The sequence below is a fragment of the Labrenzia sp. THAF191a genome (assembly GCF_009363335.1).
Lineage (GTDB): Bacteria > Pseudomonadota > Alphaproteobacteria > Rhizobiales > Stappiaceae > Roseibium > Roseibium algicola.
Map to the genome: position 1 here is coordinate 3,345,693 of NZ_CP045333.1, position 22,494 is coordinate 3,368,186.

Consider the following 22,494-nt stretch of genomic DNA (forward strand, 5'->3'; position numbering starts at 1 on the left):
CATCATTGTCATAGGCCTATGTCCGTTTCACCGTCCTTTTCGAACCATGCAACCATTTTCGCGATGGCGCTGTCGGCCATGTCCGGATGCATCGCCAGGTAGTGGTGCAGCACCTGGGTGGCGGACTGGACCGAATGGCCGGTGACCGCGCAGATCTCCGGGATGGTCGCCTCGGCCAGGGCCAGCCAGGTCACGGCCGTGTCGCGGAAATCCATTTCCTGGAAGTCCTCGAGCGAGCGGCAAGGCTGCACCAGGCAGGTGCCCTGAACGGGGCCGATGGTGACGTGCTTCAGATACTTGAAGCCCTCATTGACCGGGCAACGCAGGCCGCCGTCCGGCAGCTGCCAAAGACCGCCCACCGCAACGCGGCTGATGTCGTTGAAGAAATGGCGGTAGGTGTTCTGGTTGAATGGCTGCCAGGTGTTTTCGAACAGGATCAACTGATTGCTGACCACCCCGGCCTCCTGCCGGCGGATCTGCCCGGCCGTGCGCCGGCGCTGGAACTCCGGCGCAATCTGCATGTTGACGATGGCACCGGTCTTGGACTGCTTGCAGATCAGCCGATCCTTGACCTGGCCGCGCACCTGCAGGGCCAGCCTGTCGCCCTGGCGCTGTCCGGACCACACGGCGGCAATGAAGCTGTCGCCCATGTCCGGCCGGCTGACCAGGTCGGCCACCTTGACCAGGGTTTCCAGCTCCTGCCGGGAGGCGAAGCGGACGCGCGGATCCAGCGATTTCATTTTCAGTTTCAGGCAGGGGTTGGTTTCCCGGATCCGGAACTTGCCTTCGTCCAGGCCCCAGGTGATGGCGGATGACAGGATCCGGATCATCGAGCGGGCCATGGCGTTGCCGCGCCGGTCGCGCGCCAGCCGGTAAACGCTCTTGACGATGACGCGGTCAAGCGCATCGATCTCGCTGGCCCAGACATCGGGCGCGGTTTCGGCAATCGCGTTCATCTTGTTGGCGTAGTCGCGCCGGGTGCCGGCGACCAGATCCTTGAACTCGCTCGAGCGCTGCCAGTCCTCGTTCAAGCGGCTGAGCGGATAGGAATTGCGTGGGGCCGTTGCCCGGGACGGCCGGGAAACACCAGGTGTCTTGATTTGCGCCGGGCGCGGTTCGCTGGCCGCCTGTTCCTTCTGCAGGATAGCCAGGCGCTTGGCAAAGGCGGCCGACCAGTCCATGGCTTCGCCCGGGCCGAACCAGTCGCCCCGGTTCTTGGAGCCGGGCTGCAGCTCGGCCGGGGTGATCTTGTTGCCATCGGGGTGGCGCAGGTCCGTGCCGGAAAAGCCGAGCGCGCGCAGGTTCGCACCGGGGTCGAACCGGGGACGGCCGTCGCGCCAGTTCACGTAGGGAATGGAGATCTTACGCTTCATTGGCCTGGCCCTCCTGCAGAGTGACTATCTGGATAGGCGTGGGTGCTATCCCGGTGCGGCTTTCCATGCTGCGCGGATCCGACCAGATGGCGACTGGGGCCGGCGTCGTGCAAAGCATGTGCACGAGTTTGTCGCCTCTCTCGGTTGTCCGCCAGTTCTCGTCAATCAGGCCTTCCTTTTCGAGGTGTTTCAAGGCTGCTTCGCGGGCAACGCTTGCAGTCAGATGCTCGCCGAGTTGTATTCTCGGTCTTGCGAGGGCGTAGCCGAACAGGAGAGTGTGGATCTCCAACGGCGAAAAGATGCCGTAGTTGTCAGTCATAGCGTTACTCCAAAAGTTGCGGGCGGCCACTCGGTACAAAGGCCGCCCAGGTTGACATGAAAACACCGGAACCAGTGGCGGGCGGTCCCGGTGGAGTTGGGCCGGGCCGGACGCAATGTGGGGGGGCGTCCGGTGGCCTGAGATTTTGTTGTTATTGAAAGGGCCCCGGCCGTGATGTTTCACTTGACCGGGTACGCGCCGGGATGGGGCCAACGCGCAAGCCGTTGTGAGAGCCGGGCGCGAAGAACGGGTCCGGTTCCTGGATGGTGTCGTGGTCCTTGTGCAGGCCGCGCAGTGCCCAGATGCAGGCGGCCATGAGGCAGCCGAACACCATGGAGAGGGCGGCGACCACGACCATGGCTGCCAGCATCAGCCTGTCCGGATCGATCGATCCGAAGAAATCGCCGGCGGCGCTCATGCCCGGCCGCCCTGCAACGTCAGCCGCTTGGCCTCGTTGTCGCGGTGGATCTGGGCCACGCGGCCATAGGCGGCCTTGGCGGCGCGCAGGTGGTGGTTGGCCTCGGCCAGTTGCGGGTTGGTCTGGTCGCGCACGTCCTTGGGAAAGTCCATGTCGTTCAGTTCCGCCCGCAGCTGTGCCTGGGCCAGCTGGAACATGAGGGATTGCTGCCTGGTCATACCCGCTTCCTTTCGCGCTGGCCGGCCTTGGTTTCCTTGGCAAGCCATTCGCCCGCGCCGGTCAGCTGCAGGCGGGTTGTGCCCTTGCCCGAAACTTCCTGCGCCAGGCCCCGGCGGATAAGCGCTTCGCCGGAATTGAGCTTGTAGGATTTCGCGTGGCCCTTGGGGCTCCAGCAGCCGCGGCCGCGCCAGGCGCAGGAGTTGCCGGCCAGCGCCAGCAGCAGCTCGCGCGCGGACGGTGTCAGGTGCGTGGGAGTGGTAGCTGCTGCCGCGTTGTGCGGCGCGGCCATTGCGGCCTTGATGGCTGTGCGCATCTTCGGGGTCATGACGTCACCCCCAGGCTCTTGTGCAGGGCGGCGCGCTGTTCGGCGACCCGCTGCGGGTGCAGGTCGGCCGGGGTTTCGCCGGCGTTGTCATTGCCGGGAACGGCGCTGACGGCGGCCTGGCTGGTCAGCCAGATGTTGATGGCCCCGCGCGGCCACAGCCAGCCAGCGGCATGCTTGCGCGGCATGGCGTGCTTCTGGTGCAGCTTGAGCCAGGTGCGTTTCAGATTTTCCGGCGTGATGCCCAATACTTCCGCCAGCTCGGCAAGGCCGATCACCAGATCTCTGGTGTTGGTGGCCTGAAGTGTGCTTGGCATGATGCCATTCTCCCGTCGAGTTGGTGACGGGCGCATTGTCACTATAGGTGGCATTTTCTGTCAAGCGAAAATGTTACTATAGGTGACACTTAATTACGGTATCGAAATGAAAAATGTCACGTATTGGTATAAATATTCGTGCTCAAAATCCCTAAAGGTTTGAAAACAAACGAACCGGCAAAATGGGATTATGGCAATATGTGATATTTTCGAGCCGGGACCGGCTGGAAACCCACGTTGTTTTTTTAAGTGCGGGCTGTCGCTGTTCCCACGTGGGTTAATTAAGTGGGCCTTTTCTGAAACCCACGTGGATTTATTAAGTGCGTTCGACCGAAAACCCACACGGGTTTGTTAAGTGCGGGCACCCTGAAAACACACGTGGATTGATTAAGTGCTAGCGGCTGAAAAACCCGTGTGGGTTTCTTAAGTGCGCTCGGAGGGTTCGTCCCTGAAGGCGGACAGGAGCTTTAGCGCCTTGTCTTGCTGGTCTGTCGGAATGTGTTCGAACAGCAGGCTTAGGGAATTGAATTTGTCCTCGGGCGACCGGAGTAAGTCGCTCGGGTGGCAATCCAATACCTTCGCCAGGGCAATCAAGTGATCGATGTTCACACGCTTCGTCCCTGTCTCCAGTTGGGAGAGCAAGGTGCGGGTCATGCCCGCCTCTACCGCAAGCTTCTCTGCGGTGAAGCCGCGCTGTTTCCGCCACTCGAAAATGTAGACGGGATGGCGCGCGTTTTTGTGAGGGTAATCGGTCATTGCGAGACACAGCATACAAACTCTCGCCTGTTGAAAACGTTACTAATGGTGACATTCGCAGTTGATAAACTGTCACCATAGGTAACAAAATGCAAGCCGCAAATCACTCCACGGAGGCCAGCTTGCATGCATCCACTCGAAGAATACCGCAAGAATAACAATCTCACGATGCAGGAGATGTGCGACAGGATCGGGTGCAAACTGAGCCCGTACAAGTCGTGGATCTATGGCTGGAAATTCCCGTCTGCACGAAACCTCCTTCTGATTAAGGAAGCGGTGGACATATCTGCAGACAGGCTCCTGAAGGCATATGAGGAACTTCAGGAGAGCGCTGCATGAGTGCCGCCCTTGCTCCTCTGTCTGACTTCGCAACCGAGGTCACCGTGTCGGATCTGCTGCCGCAAGAGGGCGAGCCGGCCAAGTTCTATAAATCCGTGCTCGACGATGTGAACGGCCAGGCCGGTTATTACGGTTGGAAGGGGGTGACCTTCCGCCGGGTGCGCTACTGCGAGGAGACACGGGTCTTTTCCGTGACCGTGGGGCAGGGCGCTTTGCCGGCAACCCTGCACCTGATGAAAAAGCACATTGCCGAGGCTTCCCAGGCCGCACAAGCGGGGGCGAAGCCGAATGACGGATGAGGTCTGGCAAATCGAACGGCGGCGGCGGCATCTCGGGCTTTCCGCAAACAAACTTGCCGCGCTCGCTGGTGTCAATCAGAGCCATTACTACAGGATCATAAAGCGGGAATATGACCCGCGCCGCGACACTGTCGCCAAGCTCAAGACCGCCCTTGCCCGGTTTGAAAAGGGCGAACCTCCCAAATTTCCCTTGCTGGTCTATCGGCTGTGCCTGGGCTTGGTCTGCCAGGCCGAGGGCGTGCCGGTGGCCGAGGTTCTGGCCTCGGACCCGGGCCGCCGGGCGACCTTCGATCCCGTGTGGAAGCGGGCCGCCGATCTGCGCGGCCGGGCGCTTTACGTGGCCCATGCCTATTGCGGCATTCCCCAGGCGCAGCTGGCGGCCGCCGCCGGCCTGACCAATGCCGCCGTTTCCCTGGCCATGGGCCGGGTCGAAGACGCCTGCGAGCCCGACGACGATCCCCTTTTTCAACTGGTCGAAACAGCCATAGGAGGGCTTTAGGAATGCTGTCGCTAAGCCATATGTCTATGCTTAATTTCGCTAAGCTTTCCTCGTATTTTAGCTTCTCGCTTTACTGCGTGAGACTGTACATAAAAAATACTATCAAGAATACTATCGTATTGATCAAATACTTCTTTTATGCAATTCTTGAAAAGTTCCGGATTTCCCGTCTTATGTATCTTCATTGCATCAAAGAGTGCAAATATCTTCTGTATTCCCTGTGCAATTGGGTAAATCGTCATTCGTTCTTCGAAAATATCTCCGAAATGATCTTCGAAAAAAATGTCTTCTACTTCGTCGAGAAATTTCGAATAATTTTCGGGTATTCTTATTATTTCTCCGTATGTGGCCTCATTTATTTTTTTTGGAAGGTAATCGTTTCTTCGTTGTTGGAAGTAGAATGCAGAATTTTTGTATTTTGTGATGCGATCAAGTCTTTTGTGAAAATTCTCTATCATCGCTATTTCGGCTTGTGTTTGTCCGTCTCTCATCTGACGCAAAGCTATGAACAGTGCAGACAACGCCGAAGTAAAGGCGAGCATAGTGGTGATAAGCGTCAGCCACGCCACCAATGCCGCCCCACGTTCTGTGAACAGCAAGCCTTCCAACTTCAAGAACGAAAAAGTCGCCACAAGGAAAATGCCACCAAACGTGCAAAACGCCGCCGGCGCGATCCAGCTCTTTTCCTCTGCCATTCCATCCCCCAAACGCTTGCCCTGATCCCCAATCTTCAACCCATGGAGGTATTCCATGGATAGGCCGGAAATCAAGCAAGAACGACAAGTGCTGGAAGACCTAACGCCTGCCAACGTGCGTCAGGCGGCCAACACGAACGTCTGTGGGCACAAAGCACAAACAGCTGGCTCTCGGCAGCGCCCAAAGGATCCTCATGTTCATGCTTGGGGTAGGGACGTGATCGCACTGACCGACGCACAGGAAACGGTGGTCTATGCCGCTGGCGTGACGCCTACCACCGTTTCGCTTGCTGCGAACGCAATCGAAAACCTGCGCGATGACGTCCAGGACTATCTTTTTGAAGCTGGCCGAAACAAGCATGGGAAGGCTTTAGGGGCGATTGTTTGGTCAGATAAAACCGACCCGCTCCCTGAGTTCTGTTCGAAGGTCTTTTTCTCGTTTCTCAATTCCGAGACTGAATTCCTTCTCGATATCTTTGAATTGTTCGAACGAAATATCGAATACGTTTCTAAGATTACTCGGAAGTTTTCCAGTTCTCTCAATTGTATCTGCAATAAAGTGGAAATTATTCGATGTATTTTGAATAATGATTCTGTGTCTTATATTATTTTTTTCCATTTCCAAATCGCCGTAATAGTCTTTTGTGTATATATTAACCGCATTGAGATGAGTTGTTTTAGAGTAGTCTTTAAGTTTTTCTGTGATATTTTTTGTATCTATTTTTCCATCTATTACATTTTTTATCGTAGATCCAATGTATCTGGTTTTCAGTATTGTTTCTCTCGCGATTTCAAGTCTTTCAAGGCGATCTTTAATCTCATTCACTATCGAAATATTTTTCTGAGCTTGTCCGTCGCGCATCTGCTTCATGGCAACAAAAAACGCGCTCAAGGCTGCGATGAAGGCAAGTGCTGTTACGACGAGCGTGAGCCATGCTGCCATAGCTGTGCCGCGCTCAGTCAGCATCAGTTCCTGCTGCCGCAAAAACAAGAATATCGCGGCAATAACGACACCGCCGAATGTGCAAAAGATCAGCGGTGCGACCCAGCTTCGATCTTCTTTCATTCTATCCCCCAAACGCATGCACTGATCCAAAGTCTTCAACCCATGGAGGTAGTCCATAGGCATTCTCGAAATCAAGCTGGATCGACAACCATTGGCGGGTTTTGCGCTCGTCAACGTGTACCAGGTCGCCAACACTCTGCATGTCATGGCCGAGAGGTATGGCGCTACTATCGAGACGCAAGGAAGGTTAGCGCCAACGTCGTCAACATAGTGCACAAACAGCTGGCCCTGCGCAGCGCCGACAGGATCCTCATTTTCATGCGTGGGGTGGAGACATGATCACAGTGACCGACAAACAGGAAACGGTGGTCTATGCTGCCTTCAATCTTCTGACCGCGAACCTGCCCAACAAGGTGGTGATCTACGTTCTGGCGGACGTTCTGGCCGAGGCGATCCACGACAACACCAATGACCTGGACGTGGCGCGGATCAAGGCCGACACGCTGAATTTCAAGATCAAGCAACGCCTGCAGACGCTGGCGGAGGAGGGGGGGGGCAATGCTTCGCGTCGTCCTCAAGTTTCATAGCTTTCGTCGAAAGTTCCGTGAGCGTGTTCACGCAGCATTCTGCTATTCGAAGATGTTTGCTCTTCAGTACTACCTGGTAATCCAGAGCCTCATCCAAATCGACCTCTCCTACTTCCACAAATTGTATTGCATTTTTGATGATTATCCGATGTGCTTCCAAGTAAGAAATCAGGTCTTGGATAAAAGCTTTCGAGATGTTTTTCGGAAGTTGGTTGACTTTGCCAAGTGTTGTCCAGTCATCAGTGTTAGCGATCCTGTAGGACAATTCGGCAAGTTCTGTTGTTTCGCTAAGTACCATTTTTGCAATGCTATTTGTGGCATTGAAGTCTGCAGTGAAACTCTTGAGAAAGTCGACAAGAAGTCCAACATCATTTTTGAGACCCATTCTTTGGGCTTCAAGTGCTTGTTGTTGTGCGATGCGGGCCTGTTGGATGGCGTAGATCACCCCGGCAAAGGCCGCAATGAGTGCACAGGTGGTTACGCCAAAAGTCAGCCATGTAACCAAGGCGATACCGCGCTCGGTCAGAAGCAAATCTTCTGCTCTGAGGAAAGTGAAAATCATACCCATGAAAATGGCTCCGAAAGCTGCGGCAGCCACCGGCACAACCCAGTCTCGATCTTTTTCCATCTTTCCCCCTCGTTAGTAGATGTTTCGTGCGCGTTCTCAACCACTGGGAGTAGTGCATGACTGGTCAATATTTCAAGACTGACCGAAGCGATCGCGCCGAAGTCGAGCTGGTCAAGCAGTTGCTGTGTGACAGGCTGGAGGATGTCTGCCGCTGGCTGGTGCCGGACGGCCGGCGCAACGGCCGGACCTGGAACTGCAGCAACCCGGTGAAGGACAAGCCCGGCCAGACGGCGGAAATGCATGTCTATTTCACCGGGGCGGTCGGTTCCTGGAAGTGCTACCGCTCCGGCGACAAGGGCGATGTGCTGGGCCTGGTCGAATACATCCACGGGTGTGACTTCCGCCAGGCGATGGCGATGGCAAAGGATTTTGTCGGCCTGCAGCGGATGAGTGCGGACGAACGCCGGGAGAGTCAGCGCCGCGCCGTGCAGCGCCAGGCGCAGGAGGATGACAAGGCCAAGGCCAAGGAAGCGAAAAAGCGCAAGGACGCGGAAAAGCTGTTCCTGTCCGGTGCGCTCTATGGGGCCGGCAGCCCGGCCGAGATCCACGCCCGGCGGTTCGACATCGAGATACGCGGGATCGATCTGGACGGGATCACCGCCCTGGACAAAACAACCTTCCGCTATCTGCCCGACGTTGAATACTGGACGCTGGCCGAGTGGACACGCGACCCGAAAGGCTTTTTCCGCAAGGTGAAGGACGGGCCGCGCTTTCCGGCCATTGTCAGCGCCATGCGCTGGTGGAACGGTATCTTTGCCGACCACCATGTGACCTTCCTGGATCCGCTCAAGCCGCATAAGGCGCAGCTGCCGCTGGACAGCAAGGGCCGGCCGCGTTCCAGCCGGCTGATGAAATGCCCGAACAAGGGCGCCGTGATGCGGATTTCCCACGGGCCGGAAGGCAAGCCGCCGGAGCACTCGACCGAACCGCACCCGCTGATCCTCGGCGAAGGCCGCGAAACCTGCCTGCACCTGGCGCGCGGCATCCCCCAGGCGCGTGTCTGGGCGTGCGGGTCCATCAACGGCATCGGCGATGCGCCGGTGAATTTCCCGTTCGTCTCCTGCGTGATCATCGCCGGCGAAAACGACTGGAACAATCCGCAGGCGGAAGCGCAGCTGCGCAACGCGATCACCAAGCTTGAGGCCCACGGCAAGCCTCTGGACCTGATGCTGTCGCATGTCGGCAGCGATTTTGCCGATCTCGGAAAGGGTTACTGACGTGGCGAGGAAGGAAGATGCAAAACAGAAAGATCAAGACCTGCGGCAAGAAACGGCCGCAGCCGGGGAAGGTGAGGGCGGCGAGGCGAGTGAAGCAGCGCCCGAGCCCTTGACCCAGGACCTCTCCGTATGGGCCGGTTTTCGGGCGCAGCGTTCGGCGGCCCGTGCTCTGGCGGATGACCAGGACGCGCCGTGCCTGACCCTGCAACAATGCGCCTCAGTCAGCTTCCTGGTGCGCAAGAGCCCGGCCTGTCCGGCGGCCGCCATGCTGAAGCACCTGGAGCTGGTGCGCGATCCGTTCGATGGCGAAAAGCTTCTGGCGCTGTTCCTGGTGGAAACCTTCCGCAGTGTGCTGTTGCAGGCCAACCACTACCAGTCGGCCCTAGAGGCGGCCGCAGCTCCGGCGCCGGAACGCCGGCGGCGCAAGGTGGCGCTGGACGAAACCACGCTTGAGCTGGCGGATGAACCCTTCGCCCTGACAGAAGTGGCCCGGAAACTTACAGGCCGCTGATCCCGTTCGCCCCGGACTGTCGGCCGGGGTGTCCCCTGGCTGCGGTTTCATCAAACGCCGCAGCTTCCTTGCCGGGCCCTTGTATTTCGTGCCCGGCTTTTTTTGACTTCGGAATTGGGAATGGCACGGAAGACGCAAACGGGGATCGCCGCGATCCAGGCACATTTCAAGGATGCGCAGCGGCGGCTAGAGGAACGGGCGAGCTTCGCGGATCCCGATCCGAATGTTGAACGCAACGGGATCCGCCCAGGCAAGTGGATGGGCGCCCCCTGGGACAACATGCCTCCGGACTGCCCGGTGAAGGTGCTGGGCCACGACGGCAACACGATCTTCATTGTCAGTGCCACGGGGCAGCTGCACGCGGTGGAAGCCGAGAAATGCACGCTCGGCACGCTGGCGAGCCTCTTTGCCCCTTATGTGAATTACCTCTACTGGGCCTGGCCCGCCTTCAAGAAAATCAAGACGGAAGACGACGACGGCAACGAAATCACCGTGCATATCGTTGATCGTGTCGAACGCGACAAGGCGATGATCTGCCTGGTGAACGAAGGCAAGCGGCGCGGCCTGTTTGATCCGGAGCGGGCTGTGCGCGGTCGAGGCGGCTGGCTGGCAGAAAATGGCCGATACGTTTGGAACTCCGGCGAATATCTCTGGATGGTGGACGACAAGGGCGAGCTGCAGGCGGCCGAGCCGGGCGAGCTTGGCGGTTATCTTTACACCCGCGCGCCGGACGTGGACCGACCCTGGGAAAGCCCGGTGGCGGCAGAGGAAAGCCCGGCGGTCGAGATCCTGCAGACGCTGAGGACCTGGAACTGGGAGCGGCCGTATCTGGATCCGGTTCTGTTCCTGGGCTGGCTGATCTGCGCCTATATGGGCGGTGCGCTGGCCTGGCGCCCGGCGATCTTCACGACGGGCGGCGCAGGTGTCGGCAAATCGACGTTGCACAAGATCACCCAGGCAATCCTGAATAGATCGCTGTTCGCCCTAGTCGATACCACAGCGGCCGGCATCTACCAGCATGTGAAACAGGACAGCCTGGCAGTGACCGTCGATGAGCTGGAGGCAAAGAAAGGCTCGTCCAAGGCGATGGCCGTCATCGAGCTGGCACGCTTGGCGTCCTCGGGCGGGCGCATGTCGCGCGGTGGGGCAAACCATGAAGGAACCACCTTCCAGGCGCGCAACTGCTTCATGTTCTCGGCGATCATCCCCCCGCCCATGGGCGTCCAGGACAAGACCCGCATGGCAATCCTGAACCTGAAGAAGCTGGAGCGCAAACAGGGCAAGGAACCTGTCGTGCACGACACAGATGGGCGGATGATCCTGCGCCAGATTATGGATGGGTGGACCGAATTCGGGCAGCGGATCCTGCCGGACTGGAAAACGACACTGCACATGGCAGGCTGCGATGCCCGCGCCATGGATACCTACGGCACCTTGCTGGCAGCAGCCGAATTGGTGGTTGGCCAGGATGCGTTGGAAGAGATCGGCCTTGAAGTGAGTGACCAGGAACGCCTGGCCAATCACCTGCGCGCTGCCCTGGCGAGCGAATTCACCGAACAGGTCGAGAAGTGGCAGGAGTGCCTGGAGCACCTTCTGGCCGCTCCGCTCGATGCGCATCGAAACGGCGAGCGGCTGACCGTTGGCGGCGTGCTACTGGAATTCGAAAAGGGCACCGGCGGGCTGTTCGATATCAACGGCGCGCGCGAACGCCTGGCGCTGGTCGGCCTCGGCCTGCTGCCGGCAGCAAGCGCGGGCGTCGGTCCGTTCCTGGCTGTTCCAACCGGCAAACACCCGGCCTTGAACAAGGTGTTCCAGGAAAGCGATTTTTATGAAGGCGGATGGTCAACTGCGTTGAAACAAGCCCCTGAGGACCTGGTGCTGCGCGGCGGCCAGGCCAAGACCGTGAAGATCCAGCGCAGCCCGAAACACTGCCTGCTGGGCGTATGACAGGAAGGTTGGAAAGGGAGACTAACGGATTGGTAATTTACAACCTTTGATTTTATGTAATATTCGCTTCTTGGAAGCCAATCCATCCATTGAGGAATTGAAATGAATATTTTTCGACGATCTCTGAATTATCTGGCAGTATTAATTAGTATATTTATCGCTCTTTTTATTTCTTTGTCGATATTTGGCGATTTTATTCCTCTAGAAATAAAGATTCTCTTAGAAAATATCGACTATAAGAGGATTTACTCCGGATTTATTCTTTTTTCTTTCGTTGGTATAATATTATTAATGTTTGGATTAATTTTATCATACTTAAATCGTGGTGATCTGGTCGGACCTCTTTTCCAGATGCCATCCGAGAGGCGAAAAGATGGCTTGTATTATTTGAGTAATGAAATAGAGAGAATTTCCACAAGATTAAATCAAATAGATGTTTCGAACTTGGACTATTTTATTGATAAGTCTAAAGATGAAGTTGTAAGTGGTTCTTTTGATCAACTGAAAAAAATGTTTTGGCAGGAATATGAGATAAAGAATGATTTCGCTATTAAAGACTACGTGGCGAGTTTATTTGACGAATTCAAGAGAAGGTTAGGGGGCGAAGTGAGGAGAATTTCTCGTCAAGGAAATTTAAATTTGACTATTGGAATTATGATTGCTGTTATAGGAATGTTTTTTCTTGGTTATTTTGTATTTGAACTTAGAGATTTATTGAAATCTCCTAATTCAGATACGATAAACACGATAACATCAAGAGATGTATTTTTGCATGTTTCGAAATTTTCTTTCGTTGTAGTTGTGGAGATTTTCGCATATTTCTTTCTGGGGTTGTATAGAAATAGTCTAAGTGAAATTAAGTATCTGCAAAATGAGCTGACAAATGTAGAATCTAGAGAGATCGCTGTATTAATAAGTCTTGCCACCGTTGATCAAGATGGAATTTCTAGGTCTATTTCTTCTCTATTGGGCACGGAGAGAAATTTTATCTTGAAGAAGGGGCAGACGACGGTTGATATTGAGAAAATTAAGTTGGAGAACTCTCTCTGGGAGGCTTTGGCGGAGACGGCGGGTTCGACTGGATCTGCAATTTTCGGCAAAAAAACTGCTAAAGCGGAATGAGTACTCTTCATTGTCGTTTTGCATACAGCGTATTCGCTGCAAGAGCGTTGTCGGCGCTAACTCTCTGAAATTTCGAATGGCAGATATTTGTTCCAATCGAGATTCTCGTTTGACATTGTTACAAACGTACGGGGTGGAGATATCATTGACGCAAATAGTCGACCGATCCGGCAAGGCGGCCGAGGCCGCGCTTGGGTCCACGTCCCGGACTTCTTGCGAACATTCGACGCTTGCCAATCTGATGTTTGATGGCTGCTTGACGGAGCGGGGCTACATTCGGAAGTAGCTTGGTGCTCGTCCAGTTCCTTTCGGTTCGTCAATCCATACCACTCGGACGACCCGCTGAGTATCGGATAGTCCGGCCGCTTTTCGACACAGGAGACGCGCCGCAGCGGCTGCACCTGAAGCGATGGTGTGTAGGAAGGTCGGGGATAGTTTCGCTGTCCCGAAACCGGTCAAAGTCGATAACGGTCATTTGCTGGCACTTCAGACAATGCACCTGAATGCGGCGGCAGTTTTCCTTCGCAAAGGCAATCGTGACAGAAACGAGGACGTCAGCCCGGTCACCGCTTGGCGGCCAGGCCCGGCTTTGAATGCTCGGGCCAGTCCTTCAGCCGATATCCGTCTAGGTAGGCGCGCAGAGGGCGCTCCGTCGCAAAGTTAGCGTAAGTGGGAATTTGAAGGGAACGCAACGCTGGTAGAGGCAAAAGGCCCTGACTGACCAGGGCTTTTTGGTCCTTCGTTGTACCGAGCCTCCTCAGGGAGGCTTCCTTCTGCGCTCACCAATTCCAAGGAAGAATTTGTTTTGGATCTTGTATTATTTTCTTGGCATCTCCGCCAATGCCAACACTATCCAAAACGTCGTCCCTGGCTTTTGGGACGACTGCTGTCGGTCCCCCTAACGGCCTTCCATTCATGATTTCGGAGACATCCACATATGTGAATTGAGGTGGGAGAAACTCAGAGAGCCCTGCAGTGTAAATTGAAACGACCACATTCGCCATTTGCTGCATTGGGACATATCTTTGCGTGCATTGAAACCTCATTTGCTCTACTGCTCGAAATGCTCGATCCCGTGCTCTCAGGTGAAGAAGAATCAGTGCATGTATTTCGTCTGGTGGAAGGTTCAAACTTTGCACGTTGGCTATCCGAAAAGCAGTGTCTCGGGCAATCCCCATGCCGATTTGATTTGCTTGCCTATCGCAAACACCTGCACCTTGAGCGCTGGCTAGACTTGGTGAAAATAAACACAGCAATCCTGCTAAGCAGGCGATATGTACTACTCTCATTTTAGCCTCCTCTAGCACTTCCTTTGAAAAGTGAGGCACTTCCAGGGATCTCTCGCAATGTTTGCAATTGTTCCGCTGTCGCCCCTAAGGATGTCTTCCCGGAACTTGGGGACGAGCGCGTTTGGTCCCCCTAGTGGGTATCCGGCGAGAAGTTCGGAGACGTCCACATGCGTCATTCTTGTGGCCAGGATTGTGGACAAGCCGCCAGTGTAAACCGCAACGACTGAATCCATCATGTCTTGAAGGGGCTTGAATTCCGCAGTGCAAGCTTGTTTTTGAGTCTCAACTGCAGCGAGAGCCCTCTCTCTGTTTCGATTGAAAAGCAGTGTTAGTGCGTCTTTCTCATCTTGCGGTAACGACGGATCAATCGAGTCGACCCAGCTATTTGCGTCTTCGTTTACTTTTGTAGCAATCTCCTCAGCTGCTCTATTGCAGACACCAGCGCCTTGGGCAAGCACTGCTGTTGTAGATAGAAGTGAAAATATGATCGCGGCACTTGATAATTTGATGTATTTCATAACTAAATCCCCCTTATTACGTAAAGGAAAGTTACCCTATATCAATTTAAAGTTGTTATCAATGACAAGTTAACGAGCGCTCAGGTGGTTTTTCTAATTCGTTGAAAAACAGAATTTATTTTTGACCTCGTGCACCCGCGCCCTCTTTCCCGGCCAGCAAATCCCTTGGAATTTGGCCACCGCACTTAATGTCTTTTCCCGCGCCCGGTTGGCTCTAAGCGGGGTCCGCGCCGGTTAGGCTAAGTGCGGCGAAGACCTGCGGATCGCAGGCCTTCTGCCTTTCCGTGTGGGGAGGCAGTGCGGCGCGAACACTTAATGACAGGGGGAGCGTGTGAGGCTGTGATTTGCCGCCAATTGGTCCGCCTGGGTCGGTGACGGTTAGAACTGGTTAGAAGCGGTTGGAATGGCTTCTAACCTGAAAATATAAATCAAAACAATGAGGTAGGGAATGTGGTTAGCCGGTTGGACCGGTAAGGTAAGTGTTTCGTACACGCGCGCGCATACATGCAGGAAGATCTAACCATCTAACTTCTAACCCGTAGATTTATATTCCTGATTTCATTGAATTTTCTCGGTTAGGTTGCGGTTGGAAACGCCTATTTCAGTCGTCCGAGTTCTAAACGAATAAACAAATGGGGATCAAATCAGCGATGGCTGACGAAGACCGGAATGAGACTATTCCAGGGGCACACCGGCGCGCGGATCTGGAGCCGGAGCCGGAGAAATCCGCCAAGATCGGCGACCAGGCCGCCGTTGCCCAGACTGCCCTGGATGACCTGGCCCGGCAGAGCCAGCCGGAGGAGGCCGAACCGCCTTCTGATCTGTTCGAGGACGAACCGTCGTTGTTCTCCGGCCCGGTCGCGCATGTCGCGGAGACTTTCGAGAAAGCTCAAGGGCGCGGGAGGCCTAAAGGCTCCAGAAATAAGAGAAATCAGCTCTTCAGGGATACGCTGCTGCGAATGGGGTACCGGCACCCGGGCCTGAACCTGGCAGACCTGGCGAACGCTGATCCGCACAAGCTGGCCAGCGAACTGTCGCAGCCGTACACGGTCAAGGCCGGGCCGCGCGCGGGTGAGCTGGTCGAGGCGAGCTGCACGCCTGCCGAGGCGCTCGAGCTGATCCGCAAGGCGAACGTCGAGCTGATGCCGTACTTCGAAAGCAAGCGGCCGACCGAGGAAGTCCAGCGGACAGAGAACCTGCATTACCTGGTCATCGACAACGGCGGGTTTGCGGCCGGGCAGGGCGGCGATGACGGCATGATGTCGATTACCGGCACGGTTCGGGAAAACCCAGACAAATCAGATACTTAGATTTTCGGGTGCCGTAAGACTGGCTGAGCGAAGTCTCACGAAAACACCAAGTCATTGAATTAACTAACGTTTTACGTGCTGAGCAACTGATTGGAAATCAGTGGTGCAGGTCAAGGCAGTTTCCAGCTCCGGCCTTTTTGGTCGCCGGAACCGCCAGCCTGGTCGCGATCATGGGGGGGGGGGGCCTCGGTCCTGGTCGAGCCGCCCAGATCCCGGCCTTCAAAACTCAAATCCGCACCCCTCCCCGGGGGGGGGTGCCGCCTCACACACACGGCCATTTCTGTTCTGTCCGACCCTCCCGAGCACTGAAGCGGTTTGTGGCGGGGCCATCCTAAGGCTCGGGAACGCGGGTGCGGGGTGCGCGGCGCGGGTACAGGGAGCCGGGAATGGGTGATAAACCCGCGATTGATTTTCAGCGCTACAAGCCGCCGGGGCCGGTAGGGGCTTCATTCCTCAATTCGCTCGGTCCGATTGACACGATCATGGGGCCGGCGGGCTCCGGGAAAACCGTGGCGTCGGTGTACAAGGGGCCGAAGCTGGCGGCGGAATATCTGCCGGTCTGCAAGGACGGCTGGGTGCGCGTGCGTATTGCCTGCATCCGCGACACTTACCGCGATTTCGCGCGAACGGCGCTGGATAGCTGGCATGACGCGTTTCCCAAAAATCACCCGTTTACGGTGCATTACGAGGGCGGCCAGGATCGTCCGGTAAAGCATCGGCTGCAATGGGCGGCGCGCCGGCCTGGTGTTGGTGAGGTCAAGATTGATTTCGAAATGCAGACCGGTGCCATTGGCGATGAGAACATAGAAAAATTCATCAAGGGCTACCAGGTTTCGGCCGCCTGGCTGAACGAGTGCGACATGCTGAACGAGCGTGTGCCGTCGCTGATGCTGCAGCGTACCGGCAGATATCCATCGGTCGACATGATCGCGCCATCCGAGCTCGAGCGGGTTTCGAAGGACGGGCAGCGGGCTTTTGAGCTGATGGGGCTGACCTGGGACCCTGGTGAAATCATCCTGCCGCGCATGGTCTGGTGCGACTGCAATCCGCCGGATCTCGGCAATTGGGTCTACCGTTATCACATCAAGGAAAAGAAACCCGGCTTCAACTTCTTCTGGCAACCTGGCGGCCTGACCGCTGAGGCAGAAAACCGGGTCGGCAAGCCGCGCTCCTCCTATGAGCTGGAGCTGGCAACCCAGACCGAATACGACACGCAGCGTCTGGTCCATAGTCAGTTCGGCTATGCTCTTGACGGCAAACCGGTTTATACCGAATTCAACCTGCGACGGCACCGTGCGAGCGGGCCGCTTTCCCCGCGTCAGGCCCTACCGATCGCCATCGGCCTCGATGCCGGTGGCTGCCCGGCCGCCGTCATCGTGCAGTTTCTGCCCAATGGTCAGCTGCTGATCCTGCGGGAGATCTGCGCGCAGCCCGGTACCGGGGCGGCCAGGTTCTCGGAAATGATCCTCGAAGTCCTGCTGAAGGATTTCGCAGGCTTCCCGATCAGCGAAGCCTGGGCGGATCCGTCTGCCTTCTGGGGGGCTGACAGGCAAAACAATGAACTGAGCTTCATGGAAACGGTCGCCCGGGCGCTAACGCTCAACATCATGCCGGCCCCGTCCAATGAACCCTCGATCCGCCATGACGCGGTGCGCTGGTATCTCGGTGCGCCGATTGACGGCAACACCGAGCGCATGCAGATCGACCCGGGCAATGACATGATCATTGGCGGTTTCGCGGCCCACTACAAGCTGACGAAACAGGCAAGCGCCGGCGAAACAGACGTTCTGGCGGTCAAGAAAAACATGTACTCGCACCCGCATGACGCCCTGCAGTATGTCTGCCCGACTTCCTACGACGATTGCCTTACGTTGGCGCCACCGACCAGGTATGCCCGCAAGGTCATCATCCGGATGCGCTCGGATGCCGAGTCGGCCGCGATCTACGCTGGCAATGACCTTTTGTGCGTCGGCTACCTCTTTCCCCTGGGGAGCGATGAATACGAGTGCTGTTTTGCCGTCGATCCGAAGGCCCGGCCGCACATGCGCCGCATCATGCGGATCGCGCACTTAACCTTGAACCGGGTCGCCAACACTAACCGTATCGTGTCGGCCCGCGTCCGCCCGGGGCACAAGCCCGGGGAGAGAATGGCGCGGCTGACCGGCTTCGTGCCGGATCCCGACACGCCCGGAAAATGGCTTTTTAGCGGGAGAATGCAAGATGGCACCCTTGATCGGTGGCGGCAAGAAGGGCAACACGGGGACGGCGACGGAAGACGCCCGCAGGAGCCGGGAAGCAAACAGGATTGCCCAGGAACGCCAGCTCCAGCAGGAGAGCGAGGCGGATCGGCAAGCGAGTGCCTCGACACGTCGGAAAGCTCCGAAAGGCCGGCGTCTGTTTGAGGATGCCGGCCAGACACTGGGTGACGCTACATGAGTGCGCCATTCGGGATGCCGCTTTCCCGCCTCCAGCAGCGCTCGAAAGAGGCCTGGAACGACCGGGGTGGCTGGACGGCACTTTATGATGAGGCCTATCGATGGGCTGTGCCAATGCGTCGACCGGGTGGTTCCGGATCGGTCGCCCTGCAGCTGGATCATCTCTATGACATGACAGCGCCAACCAGCGCCATGCATTTTGCCGGCAATCTGCAGCGCGATCTTTTCCCGTCGGGACAGCCGACATTTTCCATTCAGGCCGGGCCGGTGACGGCCGCCGCCCTCCGCAAGGAAGAAACCAAATCTTACAACCGGGTTCTGGAGCGGCAATCGAAGCTTTTGCACCCGTTCTTCCTGGCCGGGGATTTCGATACGGCTATCCACGAAACCTGCATCGATCTGTCTGTTGGGACTGGGGCGATATTGCCGTTGAAGGGGACACCTGACCGGCCGCTGATGTTCGCCGCGATCCCCTTCGATCAGGTGGCAATAACCGTCGATCATGTCGGCCAGCCGCTGCTTGTCTCCTGGAAACAGCAGATGACCTATGACCAGGTCCGCGAGCAATTCCAACACGGCAAGTTTGAGAAAAGCTTCATCGACAAGCACCGGAACACGCCGAACACGAAACTGACAGTTGTCCAGGATTTCTTCAGGGATCCGCGCGGCTGGCAATATGGCTGGCATTTTGTCGCCTATGTCGAGGGCGAAGACAGCCTTATCGATCACGAGGCCTATCGCACGCAGCCAATCGCCGTACCGCGGTACTATCGCGTGCCTGGAGAAGCCTACGGCCGCGTCGTCGTGCTGACGGCGTTGCCGTCGATCCGCACGGTCAACAAGGCGCAGGAAATCGCCCTGAAAGCGGCGGCCATTCAGATGCTCGGCATTTGGGGCTATCGCGCCGGCGGCACCTTCAACCCGGATACGGTCCGGATCGCGCCTGGCGAAATGTGGTCCATGCAATCGACCGGTGGCATGCTGGGTCCTGACGTGCAGCGCCTGGACACGGCGACCGGCCGCCAGGACGTGGCCCGTATGCTGATCGGCAATTACCAGGACCAGATCCGCGAAGCGATGCTGGACACGCGGTTGCCCGACTACCAGGGCACGCCCAGGGCCGCCAGCGAGATCACGGCGCGGCTCCGGCAGAAAGCCGATATCCATATCGGCGCTTTCGGCCGCCTGGTGCGCGAGATCATGCCTGTCATCGTGCCGCGTTCCATCGAGATCCTGCACGGCTTCGGCGTCATGAGCCAGGTGCCGATGCAGCTTGACCAGCTTCTGCACACGATTGAAGTGCAGTCGCCGATGGCGGCCGCGCTCAACGCGGACCGTCTGGCTTCCATCGCCAATTACATCGAGTTCGTCGGCGCTATCGCTGGTCCCGAACGGGTCGAGCTTTACGCCAACCTGGATGAAATCATGGATCGGGTCGCGAGCGGCCTGCAAATCGACAAGGAACTGATCCCCGACGAACAGCAGCGCGCCGACATAGAGAAGAAAATCGAGAACCGCAAAATGGCGCAGGTCATCGAGCTGTTTGGCCAGCGGATGGCGGAAAAAGCACCCGATATGATTGCCTAGCAGGCGCAGCAACAGGCGCAGGCAGCATGAGCGGCGGACCGCAATTCGGCAAGCGCCTGGCGCAGCCCCTGGACATGATGCTCGACCAGGTCGCCGGTCCTGGCTTCGTCGGGATCGAAAAGCTCATGGAACCGGTCGTTCCCCGCGACCGGCTTCAAGCTCCGGACGAAGTCGCCCGGACACTGGCAAAGCTGCTGCTCTACCCCGGCGGGCGTGCCGTCTTCGAATGGTTGATGGATATCTCGCTTCGGCAGCATTTTACCACGCAGGCTACAAGCTGCGAGGCGGTGGCGCTGCAGGTGAAACAGAAAGAAGGCATTGACGGTTTTGCGGCCGTCATCCTGGCCGAAGTCGTACGCGGCCAAAAGCTCCTGGAAGAAGAGGACTAAGAACATGGACAGGTTCAAATACCTGGATCTCCTGCGTTTCGACACGGGCGAAGGTTCCGGTGCTGCCGGCGGCGGCGATGTTGTGGATCCCGCAGCCGGTGGCGGTGCCGATCCGGCGGCCGGCGGTGCTGCAGATCCTGCTGCTGGCGGTGCTGCAGATCCCGCTGCAGGCGGCGATGCGATCCAGCTTTACCGCCCGGAGGGTCTCGCCGAGCACTATCTTGGCGAGAACGACCAGGGCACCATCGACAACATGAAAAAGGCGCTGGACGGCTATCGCGACCGGGACGCCAATGTGCCGGAAGATCACACGGCCTATGCGACGTTCAATGAGGAAAACGTTCCTGAAACACTGCGGCCGCATCTCGGCGCGCTTGCCAATGATCCGCTGTTCGGCAAGGTGTCCGAGAAAGCAAAGGAACTGCGCCTGCCGGTGGACACGTTTCAGACGCTCACAACGGAACTCTACACGGCCGCGCAAGATGCCGGGCTTCTGGAAGAACCTCTTGATGTCGAGGCGGAGCGGGCGGCGCTGACGCCGGATCATGCGAAGCACCTGTCGCCCCAGCAGCAACAGCACGCCCGCGAAAGGCGGATGAACGAAAATTTCGGCTGGCTGGACCTGCTTGCTGGCGATGAAAAGAGCGGCATCTCCAAGGATATGGCCGAGCACGTCAAGGTGGAGCTTGGCGATAGCGCGCTCGGCCATGCCTTCTTCGAAGCGATGCGCAACAAGATCGGCGGTGGGCCTGGTCCGCAGGCTGGGCATGGTGGTTCTGCCTCCCAGGATGCGCATGCCGCGCTCCTGGCACGCGGGGCCGAGCCGAAGAACAATCCCAGTCATAGGGACTTCGATCCAAAGAGTTACGACCAGTACAAGGCCGACCTTCAGGCCTATCACGCCTAGAACCCCACTTAACGTCTCCTGGCTCCTGCCAGAATTTCGCAACTGGCTTGGGAGCGACCTGGACCACGCGGCGGCTATCCTTCACCGGACCTGCCGCGTTCCGGCTAATCGGCCCTCCGGTGAACCTTTCTAGTCACTCGAATGGTAGGGCGAAAAATGGCCGATACATCTTACAAGTGGTATGAGGACCTGCTGACTGTCCGGGTCCGTGAGCGCAACAAGGTCAAGGGCGCTTATCTCGACGAAACCATGGAAACCGGCGATGCCAGTCAGGCGGCCGGCGTGGTTCGTTTCCCGGTGATCAGCGGCGCAATCGAAGTCGTCAAGGTTTCCGGTGCTATCCAGAACGTTAAGACCTCCCAGGCGACCATGGATACCGTCCCGATCACGACGGACGAATATGAGGCCGCGACCTATGTCAAGTCCCGGGATCTGCGCAAGCAGGGGCCGAAGGAACAGGCAAAGGTCGCCAATGAATTCTCCAAGTCCATCAACAAAAAGAAGGACTTCCTGAAACTCGATGCCCTGGCGGTGTTCTGTGAAAGCGGCTCCTCGTACCTGACGCTCGGCGCGACGACGGTCGAGACGATTGGCGACGGGTCTGCAATCATCGATCTTCTGGATTTCCGTACCGCCGCGACCCGGATCCAGGGCACCGGTGCCGATGAGCAACTCTACTGGCCGATCCCGGGCGTCTGGATGGACCAGCTGGAAATGTACAAGGAATTCGCGAACGCGGATTACGTCGGCGACAAGGATCTGCCCTTCGCCAAGATGGACAACGTGCGCAAGGTCACCCGGCACGGCGTCCATATCTTCACCCTGCCGGATGAATATTTCCAGTACGGCACGGGCAAGTTCGGCACGGGCGCCGGTCATCTGCCGTTCAATGCGGCCGGTTACCTCGACACGTTCATGTGGACCAAGGAAGCCATGGGCGCGCAGATGGACTGGTTCCAGGACACCGTCGAGGTGACCAAGATGCAGGGACTGGAAGGATCGCCCTTCCTGCTGAAAGCCGGTCTCGATGGCGCTGCCATCGGCATCCTGCCGGAACAGGTAAAGCGTCTTCGCTTCAAGGCGATCAACGCGGCCACCCGCCCGGCATAACGTCGGTATAAGCCATCTGGGGGCCGGTCGCCCGGCCTCCTTTCTTCCCCGTGATGGGGAGAACCAACTTGCCAAACCGGAGACTTCACCATGGCACATCGTCCCCTGGCGCTGCAGCGCTACAAGGAAACGCATACCGCCAACGGCTATATCAGCTGGTACAAGTACGCGACCAACCACACCAAGGCCGAAATGCTGACGGCCGCCTATTTCAACGACAGCGTCAACACGCTTCGCGTTGGTGACATCATCGAAGCCATCGCGGATGCCGACGGCACTCCCGAGCTTGTCATTGCCCGGGTGACTGTGGCGGCTGTCGGTGACGACGTTGAAACAGCTGATCTGACGCCCGCTGCGGCCTGATCCTGACCGGCC

27 protein-coding genes are annotated in these 22,494 nt (G+C 57.3%); 16 read left to right on the forward strand and 11 right to left on the reverse strand.

The window, feature by feature from the left end; genetic code table 11:
* Positions 1 to 8: 8 nt before the first annotated feature.
* The 7 genes from FIV05_RS15360 to FIV05_RS15390 all read right to left on the reverse strand — a co-directional run bounded on the left by FIV05_RS15360 (position 9) and on the right by FIV05_RS15390 (position 3,724).
* Entirely contained in the window at positions 9 to 1,373 is a 1,365-nt protein-coding gene (locus FIV05_RS15360; protein WP_152510157.1) for a hypothetical protein, read from the reverse strand.
* Complete coding sequence (locus tag FIV05_RS15365; protein WP_152510158.1) at positions 1,363 to 1,692, reverse strand: hypothetical protein; 330 nt, start codon at positions 1,690 to 1,692, stop codon at positions 1,363 to 1,365. Before FIV05_RS15365 ends, FIV05_RS15360 begins: the two co-directional genes overlap by 11 nt.
* A 151-nt stretch (positions 1,693 to 1,843) precedes the next feature.
* Entirely contained in the window at positions 1,844 to 2,110 is a 267-nt protein-coding gene (locus tag FIV05_RS15370; RefSeq protein WP_152510159.1) for a hypothetical protein, read from the reverse strand.
* Positions 2,107 to 2,328: a hypothetical protein gene (locus FIV05_RS15375; RefSeq protein ID WP_152510160.1), complete on the reverse strand. Its 222-nt coding sequence runs from the start codon at positions 2,326 to 2,328 to the stop codon at positions 2,107 to 2,109. Before FIV05_RS15375 ends, FIV05_RS15370 begins: the two co-directional genes overlap by 4 nt.
* Positions 2,325 to 2,654: a hypothetical protein gene (locus FIV05_RS15380; protein WP_152510161.1), complete on the reverse strand. Its 330-nt coding sequence runs from the start codon at positions 2,652 to 2,654 to the stop codon at positions 2,325 to 2,327. Before FIV05_RS15380 ends, FIV05_RS15375 begins: the two co-directional genes overlap by 4 nt.
* Entirely contained in the window at positions 2,651 to 2,968 is a 318-nt protein-coding gene (locus FIV05_RS15385; RefSeq protein ID WP_152510162.1) for a hypothetical protein, read from the reverse strand. The genes FIV05_RS15380 and FIV05_RS15385 overlap by 4 nt, the downstream gene beginning before the upstream one ends.
* A gap of 423 nt (positions 2,969 to 3,391) precedes the next feature.
* A complete protein-coding gene (locus tag FIV05_RS15390) occupies positions 3,392 to 3,724 on the reverse strand; it encodes a helix-turn-helix transcriptional regulator (protein ID WP_173013862.1) in 333 nt (110 codons plus the stop codon).
* A gap of 126 nt (positions 3,725 to 3,850) precedes the next feature.
* Between FIV05_RS15390 and FIV05_RS15395 the strand changes: the two genes are divergently transcribed.
* Genes FIV05_RS15395 through FIV05_RS15405 form a run of 3 tightly spaced genes read left to right on the forward strand, consistent with a single transcriptional unit; the run spans position 3,851 to position 4,861 of the window.
* The gene (locus tag FIV05_RS15395; protein ID WP_152510164.1) at positions 3,851 to 4,063 is read left to right on the forward strand and encodes a helix-turn-helix transcriptional regulator; all 213 of its coding nucleotides are present in this window, start codon (positions 3,851 to 3,853) and stop codon (positions 4,061 to 4,063) included.
* The gene (locus FIV05_RS15400; RefSeq protein ID WP_152510165.1) at positions 4,060 to 4,362 is read left to right on the forward strand and encodes a hypothetical protein; all 303 of its coding nucleotides are present in this window, start codon (positions 4,060 to 4,062) and stop codon (positions 4,360 to 4,362) included. Before FIV05_RS15395 ends, FIV05_RS15400 begins: the two co-directional genes overlap by 4 nt.
* On the forward strand, positions 4,352 to 4,861 hold the full coding sequence (locus FIV05_RS15405) for a helix-turn-helix transcriptional regulator (RefSeq protein WP_152510166.1): 510 nt from the start codon (positions 4,352 to 4,354) through the stop codon (positions 4,859 to 4,861). The genes FIV05_RS15400 and FIV05_RS15405 overlap by 11 nt, the downstream gene beginning before the upstream one ends.
* 11 nt (positions 4,862 to 4,872) lie before the next feature.
* On the opposite strand, the gene FIV05_RS15410 is transcribed toward FIV05_RS15405, so the two are convergent.
* On the reverse strand, positions 4,873 to 5,556 hold the full coding sequence (locus tag FIV05_RS15410; RefSeq protein WP_152510167.1) for a hypothetical protein: 684 nt from the start codon (positions 5,554 to 5,556) through the stop codon (positions 4,873 to 4,875).
* Positions 5,557 to 5,611: 55 nt separating this feature from the next.
* On the opposite strand from FIV05_RS15410, the gene FIV05_RS15415 reads away from it, so the two are divergent.
* Positions 5,612 to 6,901, forward strand: a complete 1,290-nt coding sequence (locus FIV05_RS15415) for a hypothetical protein (RefSeq protein WP_152510168.1) — start codon at positions 5,612 to 5,614, stop codon at positions 6,899 to 6,901.
* Positions 6,902 to 6,906: 5 nt separating this feature from the next.
* Complete coding sequence (locus FIV05_RS15420) at positions 6,907 to 7,149, forward strand: hypothetical protein (protein ID WP_152510169.1); 243 nt, start codon at positions 6,907 to 6,909, stop codon at positions 7,147 to 7,149.
* Here the strand turns inward: FIV05_RS15420 and FIV05_RS15425 are convergent.
* The gene (locus FIV05_RS15425) at positions 7,079 to 7,777 is read right to left on the reverse strand and encodes a hypothetical protein (protein ID WP_152510170.1); all 699 of its coding nucleotides are present in this window, start codon (positions 7,775 to 7,777) and stop codon (positions 7,079 to 7,081) included. The two genes, FIV05_RS15420 and FIV05_RS15425, sit on opposite strands and share 71 nt — an antisense overlap.
* A 56-nt stretch (positions 7,778 to 7,833) precedes the next feature.
* Between FIV05_RS15425 and FIV05_RS15430 the strand changes: the two genes are divergently transcribed.
* The 4 genes from FIV05_RS15430 (at position 7,834) to FIV05_RS15445 (ending at position 12,574) form a co-directional block, all read left to right on the forward strand.
* Positions 7,834 to 8,994, forward strand: a complete 1,161-nt coding sequence (locus FIV05_RS15430; protein ID WP_152510171.1) for a toprim domain-containing protein — start codon at positions 7,834 to 7,836, stop codon at positions 8,992 to 8,994.
* A gap of 1 nt (position 8,995) precedes the next feature.
* Entirely contained in the window at positions 8,996 to 9,505 is a 510-nt protein-coding gene (locus FIV05_RS15435) for a hypothetical protein (RefSeq protein ID WP_152510172.1), read from the forward strand.
* 120 nt (positions 9,506 to 9,625) lie between these two features.
* Entirely contained in the window at positions 9,626 to 11,452 is a 1,827-nt protein-coding gene (locus FIV05_RS15440) for a hypothetical protein (protein WP_152510173.1), read from the forward strand.
* Between the two features lie 102 nt (positions 11,453 to 11,554).
* A complete protein-coding gene (locus FIV05_RS15445; RefSeq protein WP_152510174.1) occupies positions 11,555 to 12,574 on the forward strand; it encodes a hypothetical protein in 1,020 nt (339 codons plus the stop codon).
* A 779-nt stretch (positions 12,575 to 13,353) separates the two neighbouring features.
* On the opposite strand, the gene FIV05_RS15450 is transcribed toward FIV05_RS15445, so the two are convergent.
* Complete coding sequence (locus tag FIV05_RS15450) at positions 13,354 to 13,863, reverse strand: hypothetical protein (RefSeq protein ID WP_152510175.1); 510 nt, start codon at positions 13,861 to 13,863, stop codon at positions 13,354 to 13,356.
* Positions 13,864 to 13,874: 11 nt separating this feature from the next.
* Positions 13,875 to 14,381, reverse strand: coding sequence for a hypothetical protein (locus FIV05_RS15455; protein ID WP_152510176.1), 507 nt, complete (start codon positions 14,379 to 14,381; stop codon positions 13,875 to 13,877).
* Between the two features lie 650 nt (positions 14,382 to 15,031).
* On the opposite strand from FIV05_RS15455, the gene FIV05_RS15460 reads away from it, so the two are divergent.
* The 7 genes from FIV05_RS15460 (at position 15,032) to FIV05_RS15490 (ending at position 22,482) form a co-directional block, all read left to right on the forward strand.
* On the forward strand, positions 15,032 to 15,691 hold the full coding sequence (locus FIV05_RS15460) for a hypothetical protein (protein ID WP_152512532.1): 660 nt from the start codon (positions 15,032 to 15,034) through the stop codon (positions 15,689 to 15,691).
* A gap of 386 nt (positions 15,692 to 16,077) precedes the next feature.
* Positions 16,078 to 18,093 carry a hypothetical protein gene (locus FIV05_RS15465; RefSeq protein ID WP_152510178.1) on the forward strand — a complete coding sequence of 672 codons (2,016 nt, stop codon included), beginning with the start codon at positions 16,078 to 16,080 and terminating at the stop codon, positions 18,091 to 18,093.
* Positions 18,094 to 18,123: 30 nt separating this feature from the next.
* Positions 18,124 to 19,713, forward strand: a complete 1,590-nt coding sequence (locus tag FIV05_RS15470) for a portal protein (RefSeq protein WP_152510179.1) — start codon at positions 18,124 to 18,126, stop codon at positions 19,711 to 19,713.
* A 26-nt stretch (positions 19,714 to 19,739) separates the two neighbouring features.
* Positions 19,740 to 20,102 (forward strand): hypothetical protein, encoded by a 363-nt coding sequence (locus FIV05_RS15475; protein ID WP_152510180.1) that lies wholly within the window; start codon positions 19,740 to 19,742, stop codon positions 20,100 to 20,102.
* 4 nt (positions 20,103 to 20,106) lie between these two features.
* Positions 20,107 to 21,009: a hypothetical protein gene (locus tag FIV05_RS31610; protein WP_173013863.1), complete on the forward strand. Its 903-nt coding sequence runs from the start codon at positions 20,107 to 20,109 to the stop codon at positions 21,007 to 21,009.
* A gap of 156 nt (positions 21,010 to 21,165) precedes the next feature.
* Complete coding sequence (locus FIV05_RS15485) at positions 21,166 to 22,119, forward strand: phage capsid protein (protein ID WP_152510181.1); 954 nt, start codon at positions 21,166 to 21,168, stop codon at positions 22,117 to 22,119.
* Positions 22,120 to 22,209: 90 nt separating this feature from the next.
* The gene (locus FIV05_RS15490; protein WP_152510182.1) at positions 22,210 to 22,482 is read left to right on the forward strand and encodes a hypothetical protein; all 273 of its coding nucleotides are present in this window, start codon (positions 22,210 to 22,212) and stop codon (positions 22,480 to 22,482) included.
* The last annotated feature ends 12 nt before the right edge of the window (positions 22,483 to 22,494 follow it).